Source organism: Pseudomonas sp. PAGU 2196 (genome assembly GCF_022179005.1).
GTDB lineage: Bacteria > Pseudomonadota > Gammaproteobacteria > Pseudomonadales > Pseudomonadaceae > Aquipseudomonas > Aquipseudomonas kermanshahensis.
In genome coordinates, this window is sequence record NZ_BNTL01000011.1 from 503045 (window position 1) to 529304 (window position 26260).

Consider the following 26260-nt stretch of genomic DNA (forward strand, 5'->3'; position numbering starts at 1 on the left):
AGCAGAACCATACAGTTGGCTTGCCGGGCAAAACTGAGCCTGTCTCTACAGTTGTAGCTAAGCCTCGGCTTGCGCAAGGTAAGGTTGAGGGGGTTATTGATGCTGTTGCAGTGCTAGGGTACAACTGAGTTGACCTCGCCCGGTGTTTAGGTGGTGTCTCGCACCGACTACCATCGGGTTTTTAAATAAAGCTAAGTTTTATTATGGTGTAGCTAGGCTGCCAGAAAGCTAGCGTGTTTATTTTTGTTCTCAAATGTCGCTGCTTGGTTATCACCAAAGTGCGTGCATTGGGGGAATCGTGCTCCTTCCATCAGGGTTTGATAATGAAACACAGGATTGTAATTGTGGGTGGCGGCGCCGGTGGCATCGAACTCGCTACTCGATTAGGGAAAACTCTCGGTCGGCGAAATCACGCCATGATTACGTTGGTTGATGCTAATTTGACCCATATTTGGAAGCCGCTTTTTCATGAAGTTGCTGCTGGTTCCCTGAACCCTGGCGTCGACGAGCTTAACTATATTGCTCAGGCCAAATGGAACCACTTCCACTTTCAGCATGGCCGTATGGCGGGACTCGATCGCGCCCGCAAGGTCATCCGCCTGACTGAATCCAGTCGATCTTCTTCGAAGGAACGCGAAATCGAGTATGACACTCTGGTAATGGCGGTCGGCAGCCATTGCAATGATTTTGGAACACCAGGAGTTCAGCAGTATTGCCAATTTCTGGATAGCCGAGTGCAGGCTGAGCGGCTCCATGGAATGCTGCTTAACCGTTACATGCGCTCACATGCCTCTGATACGGCTCATCCACTCGAGATAGCCATCGTGGGGGCAGGGGCTACAGGTGTAGAGTTGTGTGCCGAACTCCAGCATGCTGTGCGTGTAATCAAAGGATACGGTGTCAAGCACGCGTGCCCATCCACTCTGAAGATTACGCTGCTTGAAGCGGGCCCGCGCATCCTACCCGTGCTTAACGAACAAGCCAGTCAGGCAGTGCACAGTGGGCTGAAGGATTTGGGAGTGAACGTGCGAGTCGGCACTGCGGTGAAAGAAGTCACGGAGAGCGGAGTCATTCTTGCTGAGGGCGAAACGTTAAACGCCGATCTGAAAATTTGGGCTGCAGGCATCAAGGCACCTGAGTTCCTAAAAACGCTGGATGGTCTTGAAACCAATCGGATCAATCAGCTAAACGTAAAGCGGACGCTCCAGACGACCCTCGATGATTCGATCTTCGCATTGGGTGATTGTTCTTCTTGCCCGTTAGATGCTACCAGTGGACGTTTCGTACCCCCGCGTGCGCAAGCTGCCAACCAGCAGGCTGCTTTGCTGTGCAAGAACCTAGAGCGACACTTAGACGGTGAGCAGCTTCTTAATTTCAAATATGAAGACAAGGGAACTTTGATCTCGTTGGCTTCCTTCGACGCAGTAGGCAGCCTGAACGGAATTTTCAGCGGTAAAGGAATTACGCGAGGGCTTATTGCCAGGACGCTTTACACTTCCCTCTACAGATTGCACCAAGCTGCGCTCTATGGAACGCCGCGAATGCTGTTAAAAACGCTCGCAGAGTATCTGCAGCGTAAAACTCGCCCGAAACTAAGGCTGCACTGATTAATTTCGATTCGGCGCATTGAAAACTTGGTTATATTTGCATTGATGGCAGTCCCTTGGTGCGCCTTTAATATTCTATAAGTGGTATTTTTCTTCAAGCGTTGTCCTTAGCTCGCAATCTGCCAAAGCAGCGGTTTACCGCCAATAATAATAGTGCAATGGGAGTTGTGTTTCATGGTTGAGCGTGATTTCGTGAAGTCCTTTTTCATTTCGGACTCGAAAGCTACGTTGCCGATGCGAAATCTCTATTTCAATAACGACAATCGACAGACCAAGCAGGTGAAGCAGGAGGAATGGGGGCAGGGGTTTCTGCTCAAGTACCAGTCTGGCTTAACGGACGGCACAGTTGGGTTCGGCGCTGATGCAATTGGTGCACTGGGCATCAAGCTCGACTCTGGACAGGGTCGGCACAACGGCAGCTCATTTTTCCCTAGCGATGGTGATAAGGCGGTTGATGAGTTCAGTGCGCTAGGCCTCGAAGTAGAACTGGATCAAGCCTCACTCGGTGCAATTTCTGCGGCCTGCTCAATCAGACCCTGCTAGTGCTTAAGCTGGATTGCCGGCTAGGAAATAGGTGAATGATATCGTGCTAAATCTAGGAAGGTTGAAGCTGCTCTCGGAATTGTCGGTGCTAGGAACAGTATCCGCCGTGGCAGAGGCGGTGCACCTCACCCGGCCGGCAGTGTCGCAGCAACTGGGATTACTGGAGCGCGAGCTGGACGTGGCTTTGGTGGAGCGGTCAGGCCGCAATGTGGAACTGACGCCCGCAGGGCGGCTATTGGTGGCGCGATCGTCTGAGCTTTTTCGTCTCGTGAACGATATCGAGGCCGAAATCGCTCAAGGTCGCCAAGAGATCTCAGGTGTCATCCGACTCGCTTCCTTTGGTTCTGCCGGGGTTGGTTTGGTGCCTAAATGCGTCCAGTTGATCGAGCAAAGCCACCCGCAACTCGCCGTCTCGTTGATCGAACTTGAGCCGGCTGAAGGCTTGAAGGCCGCCGCTGCCAACCAGGTCGATGTAGCGATCGTTGATGATATGGTCGATACCGAGCCCTTCACAGCAAAGCTGGATTTTCTGCCGCTGTGTCCGGATTACTTCACGGTAGTGATGTCCTCCCGGCATCGCCTGGCTGATCGTAAGAACCTCCAACTGAGTGATTTATCCGATGAGCGTTCCAACAAGTCGTGCCTGAGGATGTGAGTTCCATGCTTTTGAGTTAAACGAATCTGTAGTGCTCTACGATATGATTCTGGATCAATGAGTAGAGGAGTAAGGGATGATGCTCAATCTGAGTCGGCTGCGTTTGCTGTCTGAGCTCTCAGTGCTCGGTACGATTTCTGCTGTCGCTGAGGCGGTGCATTTGACTCGTCCCGCTATCTCCCAGCAGTTGGCTTTGCTAGAGCAGGAGCTTGATGTCGTACTTTTCGAGCGTTCTGGGCGGAGCGTCGAACTCACGCCTGTCGGGAAACGGTTGGCGACCCGGTCTGTGGAGCTTTTCAAGCTGGTCAATGACATCGAAGCTGAGGTCGCTCAAAGCAAGCATGAGGTGACGGGAGAGGTTCGAGTCGCCGCCTTTGGTTCTGTGGCCGTTGGGATTCTGCCATTCGCAATCCGGGCCCTAGAGCAATCACATCCCAAATTAACGGTCTCTTTCACTGAGATGGAGCCGACAGAAGGGCTAAAGGCGGCGGCAGCAAATCAGGTCGATTTGGCGGTTGTAGACGACATGACAAGCATTGAGGCTCATGCCTCCAAGCTTGAATTCGAGCCGCTATGCACTGACCATTTTATGTTGGTCATGTCCTCAACCAACCGCCTGGCTGAGCTTAAGTCCATCCATCTAGACGACCTGGCCAATGAACGCTGGGCTCTGAATCTCTCCGCTGTGACCTATGTGTCATTCCTACTGCGTGCTTTTCGGGCTGCGGGGTTCGAGCCGCGTGTTTCTAGTAATTGCCGCAATACTGCCGCAACGATAGAAATCGTGAGGTCGAGCTCGCTCATCACGGTACTGCCAAATCTGATTTTGGGGCCTGTCCGGAGGGATTCCGATTTCGTGTGTGTACCGGTTAAGCCCATTCTGCTTCGAAGAATCTCCGTAGCGGTTCCGAAAGGCGCCTCAAAACTGCCGGCAGTAAAGGCCGTAATTGACGCCCTCAAAGCTGTGAAATCAGAGGATGCCCATAGTTAGAAGATCGACCAGAACTAGATTGTCCTATCTGCGTTGACTCGGGTATCGGTCGCCGCCTCACTGCTCATCTTACAGTCATAGGGGGACGATGCGGCTGGCGAGCGTACCAGTTGTAGTGGTCAAGTTTTTCCGGACACCGATTACGGGTGACCTCTTCGCAGATGCTTAGCCTGTGGCGATTGAGAAGGTGATGGTGTGCTCGATGCGGTAAATGGTAAGTGGGGTAGGGCAACTATGCGGCTGGCTACCGTGCCGGTTGATCCAAGAGGGGTATGCGCCGCGAAATGATGAGCCAGAGATTCAGTACGCGAGTGGATGAGCTCTCGACTGTTTACTGTAAATAGGGCGGTAGCACCTGAGGAAGGCCAGGGATTCCATTTTCCCTAGCCTAACCAACCTTAGCGATTGTCTTCAATATCGGGCGATTCAATATTTTTGGCACCACAGCCGGCTGGCTCGGCGGGCACCTGTCCAAACCCAAGCTGCTCACGGCTCTCTACTTGCTTCGAGCGGCGGTCATTGTCGCCTTTGTTTCTGTCCCAGTGATTAATGTCGCGGCTTACCTGTTTGGGATGGCAATGGGCTTCCTCTGGCTTTCAACCGTCCCACTGACAAACGGAGTCGTCGCCTCGGTAATCGGTATTCGCAACGGGAACAATGTCATCGGCTTGGGCAGGCGCATCCAGCTTTCCGACTGTGCTGTACTTGAGGCCAGATGGGTTCGTAATTGCGCAGTGCTTTAGGACTCCATGCAGTACCAAGTGCTTATGAATGGCTGAGCTTTGGGAGATACCTTTTCCATTTGTTCGCAAACTGCAGTGCATTCGGGAACGTTGGTTCCGCGATCTGGGTGCTATTGGCTGTACGGAGGAACACGATGCCGGTGATTGCTGAAAAGGTCTCACATGAACACCTCTCCATAATACTTAATTTAACATAATATGCATTATGCGCATCCTTGGATTTTTCCCACGGGGCGGTGTACCCTACAATTCAGCACTAAATCGTCTAACTACGCTAAAGAGATATTTAGTTTAGTTATATAGGCGCCTCTACCAAGCGCGGCGTCAGGAACAAAACCAGCTCCGTTTCCGTCTTCACCGTCGACGTGCTGTTGAACAACCATTTCAAGCCCGGGATCTGCCCGAAGAACGGCACGCTGCGCACAACCGTGCTGTCCGTGTCCGAGTACACGCCTCCCAACGCTACCGTCTTGCCAAAGCCCGAGAACACACGCGACGTCAGCGACGTTGTGTTGATCGGCGGTACGCCGTTCATTGCCTTCGAATAATCCGGCTCATCCTTCGACAAGATCACGTCCAGCAGCACGCCTTTATCGTTCACCAGCGGCATTACATCGAGCGACAAAGCGGCTTCTTTGAACGATACCGACGTGGCCCCGTCACCGGCAGATTGCTGATACGGAACCTGCGAGCCTTTGATGATCTTGGCCTGATGCCGATCTGTCGTGTAAACACGCGGACTTGAGATAACGCGACCTTTACCGGCTTGCTCCATTGCATCCAGTTCGGCGTCTAGATTGAACGACCTGGACGTGATGCCAAAGCCAGCAATTGCGGCTGGAGTTAAGCCCAGCGGTACGCTGCCAATTAGAGCGCCTGCGCCGCTGCCAACCGATCCTTTCCATTGAACCCCGAGGTTCTTGGTGTACGAACGATCAACTTCAACAATGCGGGCCTCAATCATCACTTGTTGACGCGAGTAATCGACCGCATCCAGATAAGTGCGCAGATCGGCCAGTCGTTCTTTGCTCATACGAGCAACGATCACAGATGAACCTTCCTCAGCGTTCAAGCTTTCGCCCTGGTCGAGCGGAAATGCCTTAATTGCATCAGCGGACGGAATGTTGCGAACCTTGAGAATCGACACCTTATATGCCGGAGTTTCAGCGGTCCCAGGTGAACCCGCTAGCCCGTAGAATCCAGCAGACTCAGAGTCGTTATCAGGGTGCGGATAAGCGCTTACACGCAAATACTTACCATCGACGCTGTAAAGCAATCCGCGTGGACCCGTAACGAACTCGATAGCCTCATCCCAACTAACATCCTTCATCCGCATCGACAGCGAACCCGAAATGCCTTCGCCCTGGACGAGATTCAGCCCGCGATAGTCGGCCAGCAGTTGCAAGGCCGCTGAAACTTGGATGCTCTGGAAATCGAAGGTCAGCGACTGGGGAGTATCATCTGCATTGGCGCTGCACAGAACAGCCGACAGCAAAACAGTCACACATAACCGGCGCAAAACTTTCATATCAGCCCCCTACCCCAATCAATCCATTGACAACCGGATTCGGCTTCCGCATTGCCCAGTTCGTAATCTTGACGCCATCCACGACGCAATAAGCTTCGGTGAAGTCTTCGAAATACCGACAGTGATTGAAGGAAACGTAACGCGTATTTCCGTTCACGTCGGAAATCAAAGCCAATGCCTCTGACATGCCTCTATAGTTCGGGTCGGGCCGAGACGGATGCACAAACCCTACGAGCCGCCAACTAGTCGAGATCGACGGCTCAATCTTGCGCGGCGCGGAAGTCTCAGCGGCTTGAGGAACGTTCTTCTTGCCTTTATCACCTGGAGAAAGGTAATTCGACACAAAATAAATGCCGAGGATGAGACAGACAATACCGCCGCCCAGGTACGCCCAAAGTCCGAAAGAACGCAAATAACTTGCCCGACCATCAGCAGCAGACTCGTCACCAACCTCCCCTGTACTGGATTGGGTCGCGGACTTGTAATAGCCGTAAACGGATTTCTTGAAGCTCCCGCCTGTAGTTCGAATTAGTTTCGACTTGGGAGGTGAGTCGCCAGTTACGTAGCCGTTGTACACCTCAAGCTTAAAGGCTCGTTTACTCATCTTGCGAATGCGATATGTGTTCTCAATCAGCAATCGAACCCAGCTCGAAATCTGCGCTAGATCTTGAGTGATTAGAACAACACGCATCGAGTTGTTTTTGCCGTCTACGCGGTGGCGGTGCTCGGCAAGCAAGACTTTATCGGTCTTATTGGCGTGATTGGCATTAACTCCTGCCGGCCAGCGTCTCCAGCATTCATCTATTACAGCTACGCAGCCAGGAGGGAGGATATCGGCTAAATCATCTTGCTCGAACCAGTCTTCTGGAAGCTGAGATATCTTGCCGCCGAAATCAGCAAGAAGATCGTCAGCAACAAGCGGGATATTAGTAACTACGTGGCGCCCTTGCTTGAGAGACGGAATCACAACATGCTCAACTACACCGTAACTCTTCCCGTGGCCCGGCTTGCCAACGTATGCGTGGATAGCCATATATCACCCAATGATCGGAAGGCGTCGAATCATAAAGCGCAGCACATACGCCGACATGATTGCACTTATGCCGTAAGGCACCTGAAAGATCTGCATGAAATACCATACCGAGGGATCAATTTGCGAAAAAAGCTCACCAGCGCCCTGAATCATCCCAAGAACAACGCTTGTGCTCAGAAGAGACAGAAGAGCATCCCAAAGCCACTCAGAGATTTTTAATGGTATATCGACAAAAAACTGCAACGTATCTCGAATTATAGATAGCAGCCACTCGGCAAAATCAGTCATATATTCACCATGCACTCACGCAGACAAGACAATTCGGACAGCGAGCAAAGACCATCCGGCCAAGAAAACGATAGAAAGAATCCCGACCACGTTGGAGGAGTTTAAGAGTTCGCAATGCGACTCAAACCGAACAATGGCAAAACCAACATCGACAACAGGCTGAGGGCATGTGCCGTTACCAATGTTGGAAATGATATTCATGTTGAAATCTGCTACAGCCTGCCCGAACTGAGAGTCGGCAAAGCTTGTTTGCATGTGGTTTACAAATGTCTCAGCCGCTAAAGGGTTTTGCTCATCCTCTAAAATCGAATCGGCGTCGAGTTCTCCAGGTGATTCAAAAGAAAGCTCACCGTCAAAATCAGAGCCGCTATCGTCATCACCTCCCGTGTTGCCGCCGCCCGTGTTGCTGCCGTCATCACCGTCATCACCGCCATCAGAGCCACCGTCACCACCGGTGCCGGGCTTACCGTTCAAGGGGTCGCCTGTGCGAGGGGCACTGTAACCAGAGTCTGAAGTACAAGTTGGATTCGCAGTATTAAGACCTACAAAGTAATTGCAAAACCCGGTATCGGTGGAGCCTTTTACAAACGCGCAGTCGCTTTTAGCTGCGGACTCACCCAAATAAGAACAGGAGTCATGGCAGATTTCGGTTGGAACCTCGCGAACTGTCCATTGAACAAAGTTACCACTCGACGATTTAGTTACCGCCTTATCCGCACTGCTAAGCTCAATGGTTTCTGCGCAGCTTGATTGCGTCTGCTCCTTAATCAAACTGACAGTGTTGGTCTGCGTCGCCGTATTAAAGATTATCCAAGTGTAAGAGCAGTTGGCTGTATCAGCATAAACAGTGCACGCTCCAGGCTTCCAGTCCGTTCGGTTTGCATTGGTGTTATGGGCTTCCAGCGACTCTGCAAACGCAGCAATGAACGCCTCAGGCGTTTCTCTCGTACCAACATCCGAGCATTCGTCAGGGTTAAAAGTTTCTGAATACATATCGTCGCACTTCCAACCAGCGTAGGCGCTAGGCGAGAGATAAAGTGCAAGCAAGGCGATAGCCATAATTCGCATGAGTTTCATATCACCACCCCGCTAGCGCGGCGAAAGCGCAGCCGCTACCAATGCAAAACATTGCGAAATAATAAAGGTCTGCCATATGCATCCCTGCAAATTTGAGATAAAAAAAGGGCGTCCGAAGACGCCCCGGCAAAACGAAGTTGCGACGTTATGCGCCTTTGACCATGCCGATAACGATCTTAACGCCCTTGATCGCAGCGTACATACCGATAACGGCCGCACCAATGGCCATTGCGCCGTTAGCAACAGTGCTGAAATCCAGCGAGCTGGTCAGCGTGGAATAGTCCGGTGCTTCACCAGCAGCGAAGACAGCAGGAGCGGTAACAGCAACAGCAGCAGCGGCGAACAGTTTTTTCAACATGGGTATTTCCCTATATGGTTTTGACAAAGTTTACTAACGCCCGAATTCCAATAGTCACCACCAAGACGGAAGCAACTACTGTAAATCCGGCTCCAAACGCTTGGCCCAAAGTCGTCGGGTCAAGCTGAGAGACGTCGAAGGGAGGCGTATACGGCGCTACCTCCCATTGAGAAGAACAAACCGGGATACCACCCTCGGTTGATATGTCGCCTGGACAATAGAGGGTGGCGGCCATTAGGCAGTCTTAGCCTGTGGCTGTTGAGTGTTAACGCGGCGACCTTGACGCGGGTCAACTTCGAAGCTCAAGCGGCCATCACGTACAGTGGCAATAATGTCGCACTCATAAGTTCCCGGCTGCGGAACCTCGTTGGAAGCCTGTGCGTAAAAATCGCACATCTGCGGGTACGGAATGTTTGGCAGGTGAACGAAGCAGGTGAACATGCAGTAAGGTTTCTGGCTCTTAGCAGCAATGCCAGAGCGTTGTTGACCGGTAACTTCTACGATAATGGTATTCGACATTGTGTTGCCCTCTTCTACTATTGGCAGTCGGAGACTTAGCCCGACCAATGTGCCCAACTGGGCGGAAGTTTTAGTTTCGAGTCGACCAGATGTGTAGCGTGACAATCACGACAAACACCAGCACCCCGAGCATGGAGAGACCAAAAAGGAGATCATCCAGTTTTTCAAACATTCAATAGCCCATCCACTCTGCAATCGAAGGAGTTCCGCGAGTTTCGCTTGCAAGGGTCCAAACTTTCTCAGCCTTGGCGCCCTGCTCTTTCCTGATATCGAGCACTGCAAGAGTTTGGGAAACTTGTTCAGCCAATACAGGACTCAGGAACGCCTGAACTTGGCGTTGCTGTTCCAGTCGGCGCCGTTGCCCAGGTGAAAGCTGCGCACCCTGAAAGCTGACGGTCTTCATGCGGCCACCAATTGAAGATGGCTCGGGCGACGATACCATGCAGGCATGGCAAGCTCGGACTTGGTGACTTCGCGGCACTGGCGGACGAAGACAGGCGCGAAGCGGGAAGTATCGCAAGCGTTGCGGATATTGATCCCGATACGATTAAGCCTTGCCGCATTTGTCTTGACCTGCGATTTTGTAAAATCAAACTTCTGCCCGTGCATCCAAAGGATTGCAGCGGAAGCGGTCGAGTTTGCAGCCTGACGACTGTTCACAATCCCGAGTTCAAGAAGTTTATCTGCGATAGTCATCATATCCATGGCCGTAACCTGCAATCGCTCGTCAATGGCAAGAAATTCGTTGTGTATCTCAATAAAGCGGGCTTCGTTAAATAGGCCCCAAAAGGCCAGCCCTTCGCGCTTCAAATACTCTGCTTTCAACTCTTGTTCCATACGAACCACGCCATTTGCGACGCAGTAATCGCGAACTTGGACTACATATTTGTACTCTGATGAGTCTTCACCAAATTCGCGCTTGATCTTTGGCAGCAAGTTAAGATCTAGCTCGAAAGACTTTTCGTAAGCCTTCCTGTACTGGAGTCGTCCGCCTTTACCGTTGCCCTTGGGGGTCCAAGCAACAGTGCGACCATTTGGGTACAAGTACCCAATGCTATGGCCAATTCGTTGTGACGAAACGCCTCGCAAGTATGCAAGCGGATTCCCTTCACCAACGGCAACGTTAGTCGTCAAGTCAATGCGATGTATAACCGCGCCGTCTGCTACAAGATCACCAGCTTTACCGCCCGAGGTGCCATCGCGAACCATTACGCGAGTGCATCGGCTGAATGGCGGCAATCCGTACTGCGCGAGCAGTGCGTTATAGACCGCAATGCACTGGTCAATTGTTGTGAAGCCGAACAGGTTGTCCAAGCGCCCTACCCGGCTCGGGTTGCCGTCCACACGGACGTTGCGGCCTGAGACATGAATCGTGACTGAGGTCGAATAGCTTTCCCGATGCACGAAGCGCGGCTGCTTTGTGCTCAGCACCTCATTCGTATTGGCATCGATGGTCAGGGTAAACACGTCGCAGACAACCGGCAGGTCGTGCGGGTGCTCCTGAGAAACGGTAAGCCAATCGATGAACATGCGACAATCCTGTCAAGCCACTAAATTCCGTGGGCAAGACTACAAGATATCGCGATGATGGCGCAACCTTAATATCGTGGGTTGTCCCACCATTTTTCGGTGGTGTATGGGCATACAGGAGTTAATTTTATGGATCCGAACCCGGCTACAGAGATCATCATGAGCATTGGCGAGAACATACGGCGGAAGCGCGAGATGCTGGAAATGTCGCAAAAAGCGCTTGCGGAGGCCATTGACAGCGGAGAGAACACCGTTTCGGGATGGGAGAAAGGTAAGAACCCTCCACCGGGCGACAAGGTCGCAGCCATGGCGCGCTTATTTGGTTGTTCAACTGACGAAATCTTGCTGGATGACCACGAGCGGAACATGGCACCAGAAATGACAGCTTTGTTCAGGAGATTCAGTGACTTACCAGCTCCGCTTAAACCGCTCGCACGTGGCGTGATCGGCGCTGCGCTTGGGGCCTTGGAAGAAGAAGCCATTCGGTCGCGCTCGGCCTGAAAGTATGGAAGTCCATACCAAAGTGGGGGTGTAACAGCACCCCCACCCCCTTTCCATCGGCGGCGATCGCCAAAGCCGAACAGCAACAGCAGATCAAAAGCCCCTCCGGGGGCCCTCCGGGAGCTCTCGGCGAGGCCAGGGGTGCGGGGAGAAAAGCACTCCCCACACCCCAGGCGGAGAGTAATTTGACGGGGTGTGTTCAAGGGTTCGCTTCGCCCGGGACTCCGTTTATCGAGACGATGAAGCGCTGTCACGATAAGCCGGGGTCGCGGCCCTTGACCATTCAAGATCGGCGCTGGGGGGCTTTGGCGAAGAGCGGAAGCGGGCTGTTGGAGTCTTTGCCGTCGGGGTCCGCGCTACGCTAAACCCCGCCGCCAATGACTCCCCCGACCGGTACCAGAATGTCGCCCAGGACCGCGGCGCCGGCGGAGGAATTGGTACCAATTCAGATCAATTGACCGGTGCGTTCGAGTAGTTCAGATGCTGCGGCGCGTGCACGCTGAATGGTTCTTTCGGCAGCCTCAAGCCTAGCTGTTAGCTTGGCTTCCTGTTCGCGCAGGTGCCTAATCGTTTCGCGCTGAGCGATGTAGGCAATTGCGGCGGTCTCCACAGCCCCGGAGCCGGTCTTTTTGCCGGTAATGCCCTTGAGCATTTCAACGGTGCTTTCGTCCATGTCCTGAATTTTGACTAGCATTTTAGTACCATTCCTTTTGCTGCAGGTGGCAACCTGGTTGAGATAATGGTACCAAATTGAGGCGGCCAAGTCGATGTTTTGGTACCAGAAGTTCGCGCTCGAGGACAACCAGGTTGAGCATAATGGTACCTAAAGCTCTTCGATCAGCTTGGCTATCTCTCGCAGCCGGCCTACGACAGCATCAACCTCAGCGGACTCATCGTCCAGCTGGCCAACCCTGCCCCGCAGCTTGCGGATATCTGCGACAAGGTTGCCGTAGGACTCAATCAACGATTCGACCGCGTGCTCAGCATCGTTGTTGGCCATGTAGGCCTTGGCATCGCGCACAGCGCGTTCTGAGAGCGTGATGGGGATTCGCATAATCGACCCTATGTTACGCGACGCCTGGAGCCGTTGGCAGTGTCCAGACGCCGCTCAACATAAGGTCTTGCATTATGCGCAGTCGAGTATAAACCCAAGCGCCCGTGGATACCCAGATTCGAAAGCAGCCTAACGCCAGCAACCCACCCAACCATCCCATCCTTTGACCCTGGTTAACATCCCTGTAGATTCCCTCCACTAAAATCCGATCTCCGCACCCTTATGGGGATCTGGCATGACCATCATCGTAACCGGCGCCGCGGGATTCATCGGTAGCAACCTCGTACAGGCGCTCAACCAACGCAACCAAACCGAGATCATCGCCGTCGATGAACTTACCGCAGGCGACAAATTCCTCAACCTGGCTGACTGTGACATCGCTGATTACCTAGACAAGGATGACTTCCTGGACCGGTTTCGGCGCGGACAATTTGGCAACGTACGCGCGGTGCTGCACCAAGGCGCATGTTCCAGTACCGTCGAAGCCGACGGCCGTTTCATGATGGACAACAATTATCGCTACAGCCGGGACTTGCTGGAGATTGCCCAGGCGCAACAGGTTCCGTTCCTGTACGCCTCATCGGCAGCAGTCTACGGTGCTGGCCAGGACTTCCGTGAACAGCGCGATTGTGAGCGCCCATTGAACGTCTACGGCTATTCCAAATTCCTGTTCGATCAGCATGTGCGCCGGCAGTTGTCAGCTACGCGCAGTCAGGTCGTTGGATTGCGCTATTTCAACGTTTACGGGCCCCATGAGCAGCATAAAGGCGCGATGGCATCGGTGGCCCTGCACTGTTTCAACCAGTACCAGGCCCGCGGCAAAGTCAGCCTGTTCGGCAGCTACGGCGGCTACCCCAGCGGTAGCCATTTGCGTGATTTCGTCTCGGTGGATGATGTGGTCAGGGTCAATTTATTCTTCCTTGATCACCCGCAACTGAGCGGCATTTTCAATGTGGGTAGCGGACGCGCCCAGTCGTTCAATGATGTTGCGCTGGCAGTGATCAACCGATTACGCAAATACCAAGGCCAACCCCCATTGTCCCTGGAGATAGCCTTGCTGGAAGGCATACTGGAATACAGTGAATTTCCTGAACATTTGCGCGGCAAATACCAGTGTTACACCTGTGCAGACCTGGAACGCTTACGCGATGCAGGTTACAAGACGGCAACATTGACGGTCGAACAAGGGGTAAGTCTGTATTGTGATTGGTTGCAAGGCCTGCAAAGCCCGCCGCCTGCTCCTTTCAGGCAAGCGACGGCAGCTTGATATTCTCAACGCCGTAACATAACTACGCTAAATATTCATTTAGTGTAGTTATGTTTAAACCCGCCTAATGAGGCCCTGCCGATCACCACTGGTGGGTATAACTTGCCGTCAAAACGGTGCCTGGCGCAGGCAAATGGCTGGTGTTGTTACTGTTGCGCATCAGTTGACTGTACAGCGGATAGTAATAACGATTGAACAAGTTCTGGACGCCCACGCTGATCTGATCATGCTCACTCAGCTGGTATTGGCTGATGATATCCACCGTGGTGTAGCCATCTACCCTGCGTCTGCCAAAGCTTTCGACACCTTTGAGGCGGTAATCCTCTGCACCGAAGTAAGTCGCCTGCACGCGATGGCTCCAATCCTCGTCTGGCTTGTATTGAAGATACGCTGTCAGTTTCACAGGTGGAATGCGATAGCCTGTCATGTCCTGCCAATCGCCACCGTCTGGTTGCTCGCGCCCTTTCATCCAAGTGAAGCTCCCCCCTGCCCCCCAATGCTCATCGCTGGTCAACCAGTCAGCGCTGCCTTCAACGCCATAGATGCGCTCCTGAGTGCGGGTCAGGATCAGGCCATTGTTGAAGCTCTGAACATCACCCAGTTTTGATGTGGTGTAGAAAACAGCCAGCGACGCCAGGGTCTCCTCGCCCAGCTCGCCGCGCCACCCGAGTTCGTAGTTATTGGTCTTGACCGGCTCCAGGTTGGACGAGCCAATATCGAAACCACGGCGTGCGTTACGCAATTGCACGCCAATATCAGGTAACTGGAAGCCTTGGCTGAAGGCGGCATAAACCGCCTGGCCGCTGACGGGCGAGTAAGTCAGGCTGATATTGGACAGCAATGCATCGTAATGGACTTTGCCGCCTTCCACCGTGGCGGGGTTGGCGGTGCTTGATTCAGACAGCGGAATGAAGTCCCCGTATTCGGCGGTGGCATATTCATAACGGATGCCGCCTTCCATGGACCACTGCTCGTTGAAACGGTGCTGCAACTGTGCAAACGCACCTACGCTGCGCGACGTCAGGTCAGGCATGTAGCTCAACTTGCCGATTTTATTGAATACCGTTCCGCCGCTCGCATCAAATGCCTGCGGGTCGAAGACATCGATCGGCATGTCGCTGCGCTCCTGGTTGAAGTCGCCGCCCCACAACAGTTCGGTATCTGACCCGCCGATGGGGGTTCGCAAGGTAATGCGACTACCAACGACTTCGCTGTTCTGCATAACTTGATCGACATTGCGCCCACGTGTGGCAACGCCACGGGCATCGAAGGGCGTGAAGCGGGTGAAATAGTCGCGGTAGTAAAGCTGGGCATTGAAGGTTCCGCCGAGCACTTCCGAGTGACCGTATTCAAGGTTCACCAAGGTGTTCTTGATCTGGTTCTGTTCGTCGAGGGACAACCCGGACAACGGTTGTGCGGGTACGGAACCAGGCGGCAATCGGCTGACCGCTGGGTCGGCGGTATAGTCACTGTTTTGCTCGGCGTTGTAATGGCTGAGGGACAACTGAATACGTTGCAGCTCGTCGATGCGCCAACCAAACTTTCCGCCAATGTTGTAGGTGTTGGAATCGAACAGGTCACCTTGGCTAGGCTCGGGCGCAATGCGGTGCCCTTTGGCATCGTAAGAGGCGCCGATATGGCGTACACCGAAATCGAATGCGTAATCCAGGGCACCCTGGGCGCCGGCAACATGATGCTGCAACTGCCCTCCCAGGCCATCGCTGTCCACTTGGCTCAAGGGCGAAACGCCCGTTAGCGTGGTCTCGGCCATTTGCTCGCCGCCAGCGGGCCGCGTGGTGATGGAGATGATCCCTCCCGTCGCACCGGCACCGTAGATAGCGCTACTGCCGCGAATCACCTCGATGCGCTCGATCAATGCAGGGTCGATATTGGCCAAGTTTCGCGAAGAGTCGCGGTTAGTGTTCAGCGGCACGCCGTCGACCAGGACCAGCATCGTACGGCCGCGCAGCGTTTGCCCGTAATCGGTGATGGTACGGCTGGAGTCGGCCATCCCAGGGATGCTTTTGGCCAGCAGCGTCGCCAGCCCATCAGAGCCCTGGCGCAATTGCTTCAGTTGCTCGCGTTCGATCACATTGACCTGGCGTGCCTGCGGTACTACACCGCTGGAAAGCCGAGAGGACGTGATCTCCGTGCCTGCCAGTTCAATGGTGCTGGCGGTCGTAGACGGCGCATTACCTGACGCTGCTTCGTTTGACTGTAAAACGATGAATGTCCGCTCATCACGCGCCTGGGCGACCAGCCCACCCTGCTCGAGCAGCTGGCGCAGCGCCTGCTCCACTGTGTAACGTCCGTGCAGCGCCGGCGCCTGCTTGCCCGCAGTCAGCTCGCTGGAAAACAGCACTTGAGCACCTGTTTGGCGAGCCACTGCATTCAGCGAGCTTTCCAGCGTTGACGCAGGAATATTGAAATCGACAACCACCATGGTTTGCGCGAACGACCACTGGCTGGCCATCAAGGTGCTGGTCAAAATCGAGACGTGCCAAGGTGTACGCAGGAAGAGCTGACTCACTTGTTATTCTCCAGGAGATGAGGTGCAGAGAGTTAGCCGCTTCGCGACGGCCCCAACCCTACCTCGTTGGAGAATTATTTTTTCCCGCTTGGGGCTGAATGCGTACGGCCCCGCCTTCCCTGCTCAGTCTCACCGGGAGAATTTCAGGCAGTAACGCCAACAGCGTTTCGACGCTATCGCTGCTAAAAACACCTGAAAGCGGCAATTTGCCGACATCAGGGTCCGTCAGTTCGATCGGCTGGGCGTAATACCGTTGCAGTGCAGCAACCACCTCAGCCAGTGGCGTACCGGCGAAAACCCAGCGGCTTTCTTGCCAGGCGCTAGCGTCTTCGGCATTGCCTTTGACCACCTCACCGGGGATGCCCTGTTGCACGAGCACCTGCTGCCCAGGCATGAGCAGCGAGGTACGGTCCACCGCGCGCCCTGTGACTGCCACTTTGCCTTGCGCAACGGTAACCCGCACGTCACCCGCGTACGTGTTGACGTTGAATCGGGTACCGACCACGCGTATGTCGGCGTTGCCTGCATCGACCAAGAACGGCCGATATTGCATGGGCGAAATGTCGAATAAGGCCTGGCCACGCACCAGTGCAACTTGCCGGGTGCGCAAATGCCAGCTGACGTGTACCTCAGTGCCCCCATCCAGTTTGATCTGGCTGCCATCAGCCAGCTGTACGGCCTGGCGTTGCCCCACCTGCGTGACAAAGTGTTCATTGCGGTACGCAGGATCCTTCCAGGCCACACCTGCGGCCAGGGCAAGCAATACAAGCGGGAGTACCTTGCTGCCTTTGCGGGGCTTGCGGGCAGGTGGCGAGCTGGGTAAAGGGAAGCGCTGCTTCAAGGTCTCACGACACGCGGCCAGCGCGTCATCGACTGCAGCATCGTCTTTGTTTCGTGGACGGCTCACTGCGCCACCTCGGATTGCAGATGTTCACGGCAAGCGATCATACCGACGCGCAAATGCTTTTCTACGGTTTTCAGCGAGATCCCCAGGCGCTGCGCGACTTCAGCCTGGGGGATCTCATGCAGCTTGTGCATGATGAACACGGCCTGGCAACGCGGCGGCAATCGGGAAATAGCCGCAATCAGCCTGTCCAGTGTCTTCGCCGCGTCGACATGGCGCTCCTGTGGCGCTGCGTTGCAGGCGACGTCGGGCAGTTCTGCCACGGCGACGATCAAGCTGCTGCGCCGACGCTCGCGGCGGCAATGCGAGATGGCGTTGTCGTGGGCGATCTTGCGTAACAGCGCCAGGGGCTTGCGCACCCCTTCTTTCTCGTCATCCTCCAGCAACTGAACACACAGGTCGTGAACGACTTCACGCGCGAACACCCGCTCGCCGAAGCGTCGGCGCACATGATCGACCAGGTCGTCGTAGTGACGGACCAAGGTGGCGAGCAAGGATGGCTTTGGAGGATCTGCCTGCACGGTAGCGATAACAGAGAGGAAATGAGATGCAAGTATAAATGGGAATACATGTCATTTGAAAGCAGTGTCACCCGCCTCCGCCTACTTCTTAACTGAGCATGCGAACCGAGCTCACCGCATCAACCGCCATGTCCAGGTCGCTGCCGGCAAGCACCTGCGCGTAATACGCCTTCAGTTCGTCCTCCCACCCCGCCACCTCCACCAGCAGATGCTCTGCATGCTCCCGCGTCAGGGCAAAGTGCGCGTGATGGCTGAGCATATTCGCGCGGCTAATCTGGCTGCCTTCCCGGCCAACTGCCATGGCCAAGGTCTGTGCGGGGCCTTCTTCAAGCATGGGCAGCACGTCGTACATGGGCGACAGGCGCCATCCGCCGTCAACCCAGATCACCGCATGGTTGCGTGGATGGTCGTCGGAGTTGCCCACCAGGGCGTTGTAGCACATGCGCTTGAACAGCGCCTGCAGGTCGGTATCGGGCACACCCCGGCGGCGCATTTCATCGGCCACAGCGGCATAGCGCCAATCCCGATGGTGCGCGCCGTTCCACTCCGAATCCAGCAAGGTCAGCGCGCTGAGCATCGGGATACGTCGGGCACCTTGTGCTATGGGCGTGCGGTCGAAGCGTTCGATCAACAACGTCGAAGGGTTTTCAGCATGCAGCGCGGTCTTGGCCACGTTCAAGCCCTTCCCTGCGGCGAATGTCATGCAGGCGTATTCGATCGAGGGCAGGTCGTAATGGTCGAAGCGATCCCGCGGCTTGGCCAGAATCAGCATACCGTTATCCTGCAGCGTACGTTTTGGCCGTGCACCACCCAGAGCCGAACGCTGTTGGCGCACGTTGAGTGTGGCCACCGACTCGGCGTCGAGTTGGCCGTCGTACACCGCTTCACACGCAGCGACGAACTTGGCCAGGCCTTTCAAGGTCGGTACTGCGCCATCGCCTAAGCCGGGTGCGGGGGTTGTTGCGCCGCCTGCCATCAGGTTGCCAACGCGGTCGTTGTTGGGTGACTTGAGCAGGAAGTCGAGGGGGCCGAGTTCTTGGCCGTACGCCCGATGCAGCAGCCGCTCGCCCCAGCCATCGGGCATGGCGTCATTGATGAAGCCGGGTATGCCGCGGTTCTTGGCGATGCCGGTGTAGGCCTCGGCGCGTAACGGGTAATTGATCGGGTCGGGGACCCAGCCGCCGCGCGCGACGTGGTCAGGTGCATAAAGAAATTCACCAAGCTTGCCTTTGAGCGTCAGCCGGCCAAGGGTCATGACTTCACCTGTCTCGGGGTGCTCCATATAGATGTAGGCACGGGACATCAGAATTCCTCAGGCTTGGGTTTGGCCAGCCGCACGCGGCGGGATGCCAGGCTCTGGTGGGCATCATCGTCATCACTGAACCGGGTGATCTGGGAGGTTTGCTCTATGCCTTCCAGCGAGGCGAAAACGGTTTCGCTGATACCCAGGCGCCACAACACCAGCATGAATGAACGCAGGTCGACGAGCTCCGAGCCGCCTTCGATCTTGCGAAGGGTATGCGCGGAGACGCCGACAGTAGCTGTAAGGTCGGCTTGGCGCAGGCCGAGTGCCAGGCGCCGTGCTTTGACCAAAAGGCCGATTTTACTGAGGGTATCGGCGCAAGCGACTGGAAAATAGGTCGTCATAAGGCTCGCCATGGTTAACATTAACTGAGTTAAGGTTAACCATAGCACACTTAAAGATTTGATAATTCATGCATAATACTCACCGTGGTTAGTATTATCTAGGATAAGGTTAACCAAGGTTAACCTTAAAAATCCCTATGCAAGGCCACCAAAGCGCTTGTAGAAGCTTTCATTCACGTCAGGCAATGGGCCGTCAGCCGTTTCAAGCGCACTGTTCAACCACTCTTCAGCCTTGGCAAACACCAGCCGATACAGGTTGCGACACAGCTGCCGTGCTGCCCTGCCCTCCCAATCACCTGGCAGCAACTCATCAGGCAGTTGCGGGTCGCGCAGCAGCAGCCGACGGTACTCGTGAATCAGTAGCGTGCGTGCCAGGAAGCAATCCTGCGCATCGAGCTGCGGCTGCTCTTTAAGGCCCTGCCACAGCGGCCTGAATAACTGGATGAATTCACTGTACTGCTGCCCCAGCTCGTCGATACGCCAACTCTCGCGCACTTGCGCGCGCATGGCCTTGGAAGCAAGCACTTCCTGGGTGTGCGTTTCAAACACGATGCTGTCATCACTGGCCTCCAGCTCGCGCAGGGTCGCGGCCAAGTCCGCGCGGTCAGCACGGGGGCAGCCCATCACGTTGGGCGCCATCACCCCGAAGCCCTGCCATTCCAGCTCCTCACGCAGGGTTTTGCGCTTGCCGGCTTCCAGTTGTGACAGCAGCACCAGGGTCCAGGCGCCATCCCATGCGGGTTGGCTAGGGCTGTAGACGCGCTTGAACGCTTTTTCGAAGCGTCGACGGCCAGTGCCCGTCAGGCTGTAATAGCTGCGTCGGCCGACTTTTTCGGCGGTCAGCCAACCTTCCTTGGTCAAGCGGAAGATCGAAGTGCGGATCAGCCGTTCGTTGATGCCGATCGGCTCCAGCAGGTTGATCAGGCTGCCCAGCCACACCGTGCCACCATGCGGTTCGATAGCGTCGCCGTACAGGGTGATGATCAGCGAGCTGGCGCGGATCGGCGTCTGTTCCTGAAAACGAGTGATCAGGTTGTTCAGTGGGGCAAGTGTGCTCATGGAGGAACTGTGCGCGGGGAAAGCACCGACTATACCTGCGCGGCGGGTTGCCTGGCCATTGCGTGACACGGACAGGCTCATGCCGGCGCCTTGCCTTTGGGCCGGATGCCGGAGTCACCCATGCGCGGCCGACCCTGCTCGGCTTCGGTCAGCGGTGGGCATTCGACCAGCGCGGTCATGCAGCGCTGCGTCAGGTGCTGATACTCCGCCGTGCCGCGCTGCTTCCAGGCCAGCTCCTGGTCGGTCAGCGGGCGTTTGACCTGTGCCGGGCTACCCACCACCAGGCTTTGTTCGGCGCATTCGAACCCGGCCTTGACGAAGGCCGTGGCAGCAACGATGCAGCGCGGGGCTACATGGGCACCATCCATTACCACGGCATTCATGCCTACCAGGGCATCTTCGCCCACGCGGCACCCGTGCAGCACCGCGCCATGGCCGACATGCCCATTGCGTTCTATGACCGTGTCGCCCCCCGGAAAGCCATGCATCACGCAGGTGTCCTGCAGGTTGGCGCCCTCCTCCAGCACGATGCGGCCGAAGTCGCCCCTGAGTGAGGCCAGCGGGCCGACGTAGCAACGCGGGCCAACGATGACATCGCCAATCAGCACTGCGCTCGGGTGCACATAGGCAGTTGGATGAACCACGGGGGTCAGGCCGTCTAGCCGGTAGCAAGGCATGGCAAAGCTCCTGAAATGATTTGAAATGTGACGAATCCTTGTATCACAAAAATGTTGCGCGTCAATTGTGCGAATGCCTGTATCGCTTTGTTGTCAGCCATATTTGCATCCTTTTTTTGCAGAAAAAGCCCTATTTATCTGCGAATGAATCGTTAAATCACTTTTTTGAATAGCTCATCTTTCGCGCAGAAATCACCACAAAGAGATACGTGAAATGCTTTTTGATGTTGATTTGGTGTATCGCATAAGGCATATACTGTCCGCACCTGAACGTGGCACAGCCCACGTCCCTGCAAACAATTCCAAGAAATGCCGGCCAATCGATGTGCCGTGCGAGCAGCCAGAGGAACCCGATATGCCTCGTTATCTCGATGCGCAAGCGCCGGAGCACGGCGTCCGGCTCATCACCCTGCAACGGCCAGAAGCGCTGAATGCCCTGTGCACAGCGTTGCTGGCCGAGCTGGCCAGCGAGCTGGATGCCGCCGAGCGTGATGATCAGACCCATGCCGTGGTGATTACCGGCAGCCGCAAGGCGTTCGCCGCCGGCGCCGACATTGGCGAGATGGCCGAGCGCGACCTGGTCGGCATCCTCAATGACCCTCGTGTTGCGTGTTGGCAACGGATAGCCGCGTTTTCCAAGCCGCTGATCGCCGCCGTTAACGGCTACGCCCTGGGCGGTGGCTGCGAGCTGATGATGTGCGCCGACATCGTCATTGCGGGCAGCGACGCCCGTTTCGGCCAGCCGGAGATCAACCTCGGCATCATCCCCGGCGCTGGCGGCACCCAGCGCCTGCTGCGCGCGGTCGGCAAGCCGCTGGCCATGCACATGGTGTTGACCGGTGAAGCCATCAGCGCCCAGCACGCCTTGCAAGCCGGCCTGATCAGCGAAATCACCCAGCCGGAACTCGCCGTGGAGCGCGCCGTGCAAGTGGCCCGCATTATCGCGGCCAAGGCGCCGCTGGCAGTGCGCCTGGCCAAGGAAGCCTTGCTCAAGGCCGGCGATACCGACCTTGCCAGTGGCCTGCGCTTCGAGCGCCACGCGTTCACCCTGCTCGCCGGCACCGCCGACCGCAATGAGGGTATTCGCGCCTTCCAGGAAAAACGCCAGGCCCGGTTCAAAGGCTGCTGAGCACCTCCCCATTCGACTGACCAAGCGAGTCTGCCATGACGTTCGAACACATCCTGTTTTCCATCGAGGACGGCGTTGCCCTCCTGTCGCTGAACCGCCCGGAGCAACTGAACAGTTTCAACACGCCCATGCACCTGGAAGTGCGCGAAGCCTTGAAGCAAGTACGCCAAAGCAAAGATGCACGGGTGTTGCTACTGACTGGCGAAGGCCGCGGCTTCTGTGCAGGCCAGGACCTGTCTGATCGCAATGTCGCGCCAGGCGCCGACATGCCGGACCTGGGTGAGTCCATCGATAAGTTCTACAACCCACTGGTGCGCACCCTGCGCGATTTGCCGCTGCCGGTCATCTGCGCCGTCAACGGCGTGGCTGCAGGCGCCGGAGCCAATATTCCGCTGGCCTGTGACCTGGTACTGGCCGCCCGTTCGGCCAGCTTCATCCAGGCCTTCTGCAAGATCGGCCTGGTGCCGGATTCTGGCGGCACCTGGCTGCTGCCACGGCTAGTCGGCATGGCGCGGGCCAAGGCGTTGGCGATGCTGGGCGAACGCCTTACGGCCGAACAGGCCCAGCAGTGGGGGTTGATCCATCGCGTGGTCGACGATGCCGCGTTGCGCGACGAGGCCCTCACCCTCGCCCGCCACCTCGCCACGCAGCCCACTTACGGCCTGGCCCTGATCAAGCGCAGCCTGAATGCCAGTTTCGATAACGGCTTCGACCAGCAACTGGAACTGGAGCGCGACCTGCAGCGCTTGGCTGGCCGCAGCGAAGACTACCGCGAAGGCGTAAGCGCTTTCATGAACAAGCGCACGCCTGCGTTCAAGGGGCGTTGAGCATGAGCGCACTCGACCGCAATAGCCAAGTGGCAGTGATCGGTGCAGGCGCCATGGGCGCAGGTATCGCCCAAGTGGCCGCGCAAGCCGGCCACCCGGTCAAACTCTACGACAACCGCCCCGGCGCCGCCGCCCAGGCAGTGGCGGGTATCGATCGTCAGCTCGCCCGCTTGGTAGAAAAAGGCAAGTTGCCTGCGGGCGAGCGGGAAGCGATCGTCGCCCGCCTGTGCCCAGCCGACACCCTCGACACCCTGGCCGATGCCCGCCTGGTGATCGAAGCCATCGTTGAAAACCTGTCAGTGAAGCAGGCCTTGTTGCACGAGCTTGAAGCGCTGTGCGCAGACGACTGCATCCTGGCCAGCAACACCTCGTCACTCTCGATCACCAGCCTGGCCGCTGGCTTGAAGCGCCCACAGCAAGTGGTGGGCATGCATTTCTTCAACCCGGCACCGTTGATGGCCCTGGTCGAGGTCGTTTCGGGGTTGGCTACCGACCCTGCCGTGGCTGCCTGCCTTTACGACACCGCCAAAGCCTGGGGCAAACAGCCGGTGCATGCCCGCTCGACGCCGGGCTTTATTGTCAACCGTGTAGCCCGGCCGTTCTACGCCGAGAGCCTGCGCCTGTTGCAGGAAGGTGCAGCCGATTGCGCCAGCCTGGATGCGCTGTTGCGTGACGCCGGCGGCTTTCGCATGGGGGCCTTCGAGCTCACCGACCTGATCGGCCATGACGTCAACTATGCCGTCACCTGTTCGGTGTTCGAGGCGTTTTATGGCGATTTCCGCTTCCAGCCTTCGCTCGTGCAAAAGGAGTTGGTGGATGCCGGGCGCCTTGGCCGCAAAACTGGCCAAGGTTTCTATAGCTACGCCGAAGGCGCCGAGCGCCCGCAACCTACAGCGCTGCAAAGCACGGCGCAGGTTGAATCCTGCGTTATCGAGGGGCACCTGGGCGTCATGCAGCCCTTGGTCGAGCGTTTGCGCGACAGCGGCATCGCCGTGACCGAGCGCGCCGGCAGTGGCGTGATCCAGGTCGGCGATGCCACGTTGGCGCTTTCCGACGGCCGCCTGGCCACGCAGCGTGCCCGCGAAGAAGGCCTGCGCAACCTGGTACTGGTCGATCTGGCCCTGGACTACAGCACGGCTTCCCGCATTGCGATCAGTTGGTCTGCCGACACCACCCGTGAGGCCCGCGACCAGGCCGTTGGCTTGTTAACCCGCGCCGGCCTGAAAGTGACCGCAGTCGCCGACCTGCCTGGCCTGGTCGTGCTGCGTACGGTGGCGATGCTGGCCAACGAAGCCGCCGATGCCGTGTTGCAAGGTGTTGGCTCGGCAGCCGATATCGACCTGGCCATGCGCGCCGGCGTGAACTACCCCTGCGGCCCGCTGGCCTGGGCCTCGCGCATCGGCATAAGCCAGACCTTGCGTGTACTCGACAACCTGCAGCGCAGCTACGGCGAAAGCCGCTATCGCCCTTCCCTGCTATTGCGCCGCTGCGAAGCCCAAGGAGGCAATCTGCATGACTGAAATCGAGCTGGCACAAGCCTGTGCCGATGCCATGTTTTCCCGCGATCACGCCACCCAAGGGCTCGGCATCAGCCTGCTCGAAGCCGGCCCTGGCCAGGCGCGCCTGCGCATGCCGGTGCGCGCCGACATGATCCAGGGCCACGGCACCTGCCACGGTGGCTTCCTGTTCGCCCTGGCGGATTCCGCCTTCGCCTTTGCCTGCAACAGTTACGACCAGGCCACCGTGGCCCTGGGTTGCAGCATCGACTACCTGGCGCCGGCACTGCGCGACGACGTGCTGACCGCCACGGCCAGCGAAGTCAGCCGCAAAGGCCGTACCGGCCTGTATGACGTTCGCATCGAGAACCAGCGCGGTGAGCTGGTGGCGATGTTCCATGGCAAATCCTACAAAGTACGCGGCACGGTGCTCGCGCAGGAGACACAAGATGACTGAACACACCCTGGCCGATGCGCTGATCATCGACGCCGTGCGCACGCCGATCGGCCGCTACGCCGGCGCCTTGAGCGGCGTGCGCCCCGACGACCTGGCCGCCATCCCGCTCAAGGCCCTGATCGCCCGCCACCCGGAGTTGGATTGGGCGGCAGTGGACGACGTAATCCTCGGTTGCGCCAACCAAGCCGGTGAGGACAACCGCAACGTTGCCCGCATGGCCAGCCTGCTGGCGGGCCTGCCGATCGAGGTGCCGGGCACCACCCTCAACCGCTTGTGCGGCTCTGGCATGGACGCCATTGGCAACGCGGCCCGTGCCCTGCGCTGCGGTGAAGCCGGGCTGATGCTAGCCGGCGGCGTGGAGTCGATGTCGCGCGCGCCGTTCGTCATGGGCAAATCGGAGCAAGCCTTTGGGCGCGCCGCCGAACTGTTCGATACCACCATCGGCTGGCGCTTCGTCAACCCGTTGATGAAGGCCGAACATGGCACCGACTCGATGCCTGAGACGGCTGAGAACGTCGCTGCCCGTTTCGGTATCTCCCGTGAAGACCAGGACGCCTTCGCCCTGCGCAGCCAGCACAAGGCTGCCGCCGCCCAGGCCCGAGGCCGCCTGGCACAGGAAATCGTGCCGGTCGAAATCCCCCAGCGCAAAGGCCCGGGCAAGCGCGTCGAGCACGACGAACACCCGCGTGGCGACACCACGCTGGAGCAGTTGGCCAAGCTCGGCACGCCGTTCCGTGAGGGTGGCAGTGTCACCGCTGGCAATGCCTCTGGCGTCAACGACGGTGCCTGTGCACTGCTGCTGGCGAGCACCGCAGCGGCCCGGCGCCATGGCCTTAAAGCCCGCGGGCGCATTGTCGGCATGGCTGTGGCCGGGGTCGAGCCGCGCATCATGGGCATCGGCCCGGTGCCGGCTACCCGCAAGGTGCTCGAACTCACCGGGCTGTCGCTGGCCGACATGGATGTCATCGAGCTAAACGAGGCCTTCGCTGCCCAAGGCCTGGCGGTATTGCGCGAGCTTGGCCTGGCCGACGACGACAAGCGGGTCAACCGGAACGGCGGCGCGATTGCCCTGGGGCATCCGCTGGGCATGAGTGGCGCGCGCCTGGTCACCACCGCACTGCACGAACTGGAAGAAACCGCCGGACGCTACGCGTTGTGCACCATGTGCATAGGCGTTGGCCAAGGCATCGCCATGGTCATCGAGCGCCTCTGACCAACGGCTTGTTACCGAACACAGCGCAGCCGGTTATGCTGCGCCCATGACACTCACCGCCCGGCTGCGAACCCGCGCCGGTCGGCGTACAAGAACAATTCGAGTG

Annotated in this window: 28 protein-coding genes and 2 pseudogenes; 13 read left to right on the forward strand and 17 right to left on the reverse strand. The window is 57.1% G+C overall.

Annotated features, from left to right (window positions below; genetic code table 11):
- Positions 1 to 323: 323 nt before the first annotated feature.
- The 6 genes and pseudogenes from MFF34_RS12520 to MFF34_RS12540 all read left to right on the forward strand — a co-directional run.
- Complete coding sequence (locus MFF34_RS12520; protein WP_238214247.1) at positions 324 to 1607, forward strand: NAD(P)/FAD-dependent oxidoreductase; 1284 nt, start codon at positions 324 to 326, stop codon at positions 1605 to 1607.
- Positions 1608 to 1781: 174 nt separating this feature from the next.
- Positions 1782 to 2150 (forward strand): OprD family outer membrane porin, encoded by a 369-nt coding sequence (locus tag MFF34_RS12525; protein WP_374707394.1) that lies wholly within the window; start codon positions 1782 to 1784, stop codon positions 2148 to 2150.
- Between the two features lie 31 nt (positions 2151 to 2181).
- Positions 2182 to 2805, forward strand: coding sequence for a LysR family transcriptional regulator (locus tag MFF34_RS12530; protein ID WP_238214249.1), 624 nt, complete (start codon positions 2182 to 2184; stop codon positions 2803 to 2805).
- Between the two features lie 76 nt (positions 2806 to 2881).
- Positions 2882 to 3796: a LysR family transcriptional regulator gene (locus tag MFF34_RS12535; RefSeq protein ID WP_216642495.1), complete on the forward strand. Its 915-nt coding sequence runs from the start codon at positions 2882 to 2884 to the stop codon at positions 3794 to 3796.
- Positions 3797 to 3991: 195 nt separating this feature from the next.
- Positions 3992 to 4140 (forward strand): annotated as a pseudogene (locus MFF34_RS28285) (DUF4113 domain-containing protein); the annotation flags it as partial.
- A gap of 72 nt (positions 4141 to 4212) precedes the next feature.
- Positions 4213 to 4446, forward strand: a pseudogene (locus MFF34_RS12540) (MFS transporter); the annotation flags it as partial.
- Between the two features lie 388 nt (positions 4447 to 4834).
- Here MFF34_RS12540 and MFF34_RS12545 read toward each other — a convergent pair.
- From MFF34_RS12545 to MFF34_RS12580, 8 genes are all read right to left on the reverse strand, one after another.
- Complete coding sequence (locus tag MFF34_RS12545) at positions 4835 to 6067, reverse strand: hypothetical protein (RefSeq protein ID WP_238214251.1); 1233 nt, start codon at positions 6065 to 6067, stop codon at positions 4835 to 4837.
- Between the two features lies 1 nt (position 6068).
- On the reverse strand, positions 6069 to 7100 hold the full coding sequence (locus MFF34_RS12550; protein WP_238214253.1) for a zonular occludens toxin domain-containing protein: 1032 nt from the start codon (positions 7098 to 7100) through the stop codon (positions 6069 to 6071).
- Positions 7101 to 7103: 3 nt separating this feature from the next.
- Complete coding sequence (locus tag MFF34_RS12555; protein ID WP_238214255.1) at positions 7104 to 7388, reverse strand: DUF2523 family protein; 285 nt, start codon at positions 7386 to 7388, stop codon at positions 7104 to 7106.
- Between the two features lie 15 nt (positions 7389 to 7403).
- Positions 7404 to 8465, reverse strand: coding sequence for a hypothetical protein (locus MFF34_RS12560; RefSeq protein WP_238214257.1), 1062 nt, complete (start codon positions 8463 to 8465; stop codon positions 7404 to 7406).
- Between the two features lie 145 nt (positions 8466 to 8610).
- Positions 8611 to 8823 (reverse strand): major capsid protein, encoded by a 213-nt coding sequence (locus tag MFF34_RS12565; RefSeq protein WP_238214259.1) that lies wholly within the window; start codon positions 8821 to 8823, stop codon positions 8611 to 8613.
- 234 nt (positions 8824 to 9057) lie between these two features.
- Positions 9058 to 9342, reverse strand: coding sequence for a propanediol utilization protein (locus MFF34_RS12570; RefSeq protein WP_238214273.1), 285 nt, complete (start codon positions 9340 to 9342; stop codon positions 9058 to 9060).
- A gap of 172 nt (positions 9343 to 9514) precedes the next feature.
- Positions 9515 to 9745, reverse strand: coding sequence for a hypothetical protein (locus MFF34_RS12575; protein ID WP_238214275.1), 231 nt, complete (start codon positions 9743 to 9745; stop codon positions 9515 to 9517).
- Positions 9742 to 10872 carry a phage/plasmid replication protein gene (locus MFF34_RS12580; protein WP_238214277.1) on the reverse strand — a complete coding sequence of 377 codons (1131 nt, stop codon included), beginning with the start codon at positions 10870 to 10872 and terminating at the stop codon, positions 9742 to 9744. Before MFF34_RS12580 ends, MFF34_RS12575 begins: the two co-directional genes overlap by 4 nt.
- 129 nt (positions 10873 to 11001) lie before the next feature.
- Here MFF34_RS12580 and MFF34_RS12585 point away from each other — a divergent pair, with 129 nt between their 5' ends.
- Positions 11002 to 11373: a helix-turn-helix domain-containing protein gene (locus tag MFF34_RS12585; RefSeq protein WP_238214279.1), complete on the forward strand. Its 372-nt coding sequence runs from the start codon at positions 11002 to 11004 to the stop codon at positions 11371 to 11373.
- A 445-nt stretch (positions 11374 to 11818) separates the two neighbouring features.
- Here MFF34_RS12585 and MFF34_RS12590 read toward each other — a convergent pair whose 3' ends face one another.
- Positions 11819 to 12067, reverse strand: a complete 249-nt coding sequence (locus MFF34_RS12590; protein ID WP_238214280.1) for a hypothetical protein — start codon at positions 12065 to 12067, stop codon at positions 11819 to 11821.
- Between the two features lie 129 nt (positions 12068 to 12196).
- A complete protein-coding gene (locus MFF34_RS12595; RefSeq protein WP_238214282.1) occupies positions 12197 to 12427 on the reverse strand; it encodes a DASH complex subunit Dad3 in 231 nt (76 codons plus the stop codon).
- Between the two features lie 235 nt (positions 12428 to 12662).
- Here MFF34_RS12595 and rfaD point away from each other — a divergent pair, with 235 nt between their 5' ends.
- Entirely contained in the window at positions 12663 to 13694 is a 1032-nt protein-coding gene (gene rfaD, locus MFF34_RS12600) for an ADP-glyceromanno-heptose 6-epimerase (protein ID WP_238214283.1), read from the forward strand.
- 82 nt (positions 13695 to 13776) lie between these two features.
- Here rfaD and MFF34_RS12605 read toward each other — a convergent pair whose 3' ends face one another.
- From MFF34_RS12605 to paaY, 7 genes are all read right to left on the reverse strand, one after another.
- Positions 13777 to 16167: a TonB-dependent receptor gene (locus MFF34_RS12605; protein WP_238214427.1), complete on the reverse strand. Its 2391-nt coding sequence runs from the start codon at positions 16165 to 16167 to the stop codon at positions 13777 to 13779.
- 115 nt (positions 16168 to 16282) lie between these two features.
- Positions 16283 to 17131, reverse strand: coding sequence for a FecR family protein (locus MFF34_RS12610; RefSeq protein ID WP_238214285.1), 849 nt, complete (start codon positions 17129 to 17131; stop codon positions 16283 to 16285).
- Positions 17128 to 17649, reverse strand: a complete 522-nt coding sequence (locus MFF34_RS12615) for an RNA polymerase sigma factor (protein WP_238214287.1) — start codon at positions 17647 to 17649, stop codon at positions 17128 to 17130. Before MFF34_RS12615 ends, MFF34_RS12610 begins: the two co-directional genes overlap by 4 nt.
- Positions 17650 to 17737: 88 nt before the next feature.
- Positions 17738 to 18952, reverse strand: a complete 1215-nt coding sequence (locus MFF34_RS12620; protein ID WP_238214290.1) for a type II toxin-antitoxin system HipA family toxin — start codon at positions 18950 to 18952, stop codon at positions 17738 to 17740.
- Positions 18952 to 19296 carry a transcriptional regulator gene (locus tag MFF34_RS12625; RefSeq protein ID WP_238214292.1) on the reverse strand — a complete coding sequence of 115 codons (345 nt, stop codon included), beginning with the start codon at positions 19294 to 19296 and terminating at the stop codon, positions 18952 to 18954. The genes MFF34_RS12620 and MFF34_RS12625 overlap by 1 nt, the downstream gene beginning before the upstream one ends.
- Before the next feature lie 135 nt (positions 19297 to 19431).
- The gene (gene paaX, locus MFF34_RS12630) at positions 19432 to 20355 is read right to left on the reverse strand and encodes a phenylacetic acid degradation operon negative regulatory protein PaaX (protein ID WP_186681513.1); all 924 of its coding nucleotides are present in this window, start codon (positions 20353 to 20355) and stop codon (positions 19432 to 19434) included.
- A gap of 77 nt (positions 20356 to 20432) precedes the next feature.
- The gene (paaY, locus tag MFF34_RS12635) at positions 20433 to 21032 is read right to left on the reverse strand and encodes a phenylacetic acid degradation protein PaaY (RefSeq protein WP_099429337.1); all 600 of its coding nucleotides are present in this window, start codon (positions 21030 to 21032) and stop codon (positions 20433 to 20435) included.
- A gap of 355 nt (positions 21033 to 21387) precedes the next feature.
- Here paaY and paaF point away from each other — a divergent pair, with 355 nt between their 5' ends.
- The 5 genes from paaF to pcaF are packed head-to-tail and all read left to right on the forward strand — an operon-like array spanning position 21388 to position 26154.
- Positions 21388 to 22161, forward strand: coding sequence for a 2,3-dehydroadipyl-CoA hydratase PaaF (gene paaF, locus MFF34_RS12640; protein ID WP_027593250.1), 774 nt, complete (start codon positions 21388 to 21390; stop codon positions 22159 to 22161).
- A gap of 35 nt (positions 22162 to 22196) precedes the next feature.
- Positions 22197 to 22988, forward strand: coding sequence for a 2-(1,2-epoxy-1,2-dihydrophenyl)acetyl-CoA isomerase PaaG (gene paaG / locus MFF34_RS12645; protein WP_027593249.1), 792 nt, complete (start codon positions 22197 to 22199; stop codon positions 22986 to 22988).
- A 2-nt stretch (positions 22989 to 22990) separates the two neighbouring features.
- Positions 22991 to 24508, forward strand: coding sequence for a 3-hydroxyacyl-CoA dehydrogenase PaaH (gene paaH / locus MFF34_RS12650; RefSeq protein WP_238214294.1), 1518 nt, complete (start codon positions 22991 to 22993; stop codon positions 24506 to 24508).
- Positions 24501 to 24941: a hydroxyphenylacetyl-CoA thioesterase PaaI gene (gene paaI / locus MFF34_RS12655; protein WP_027593247.1), complete on the forward strand. Its 441-nt coding sequence runs from the start codon at positions 24501 to 24503 to the stop codon at positions 24939 to 24941. Before paaH ends, paaI begins: the two co-directional genes overlap by 8 nt.
- Positions 24934 to 26154 carry a 3-oxoadipyl-CoA thiolase gene (gene pcaF / locus MFF34_RS12660; protein ID WP_238214296.1) on the forward strand — a complete coding sequence of 407 codons (1221 nt, stop codon included), beginning with the start codon at positions 24934 to 24936 and terminating at the stop codon, positions 26152 to 26154. The genes paaI and pcaF overlap by 8 nt, the downstream gene beginning before the upstream one ends.
- The last annotated feature ends 106 nt before the right edge of the window (positions 26155 to 26260 follow it).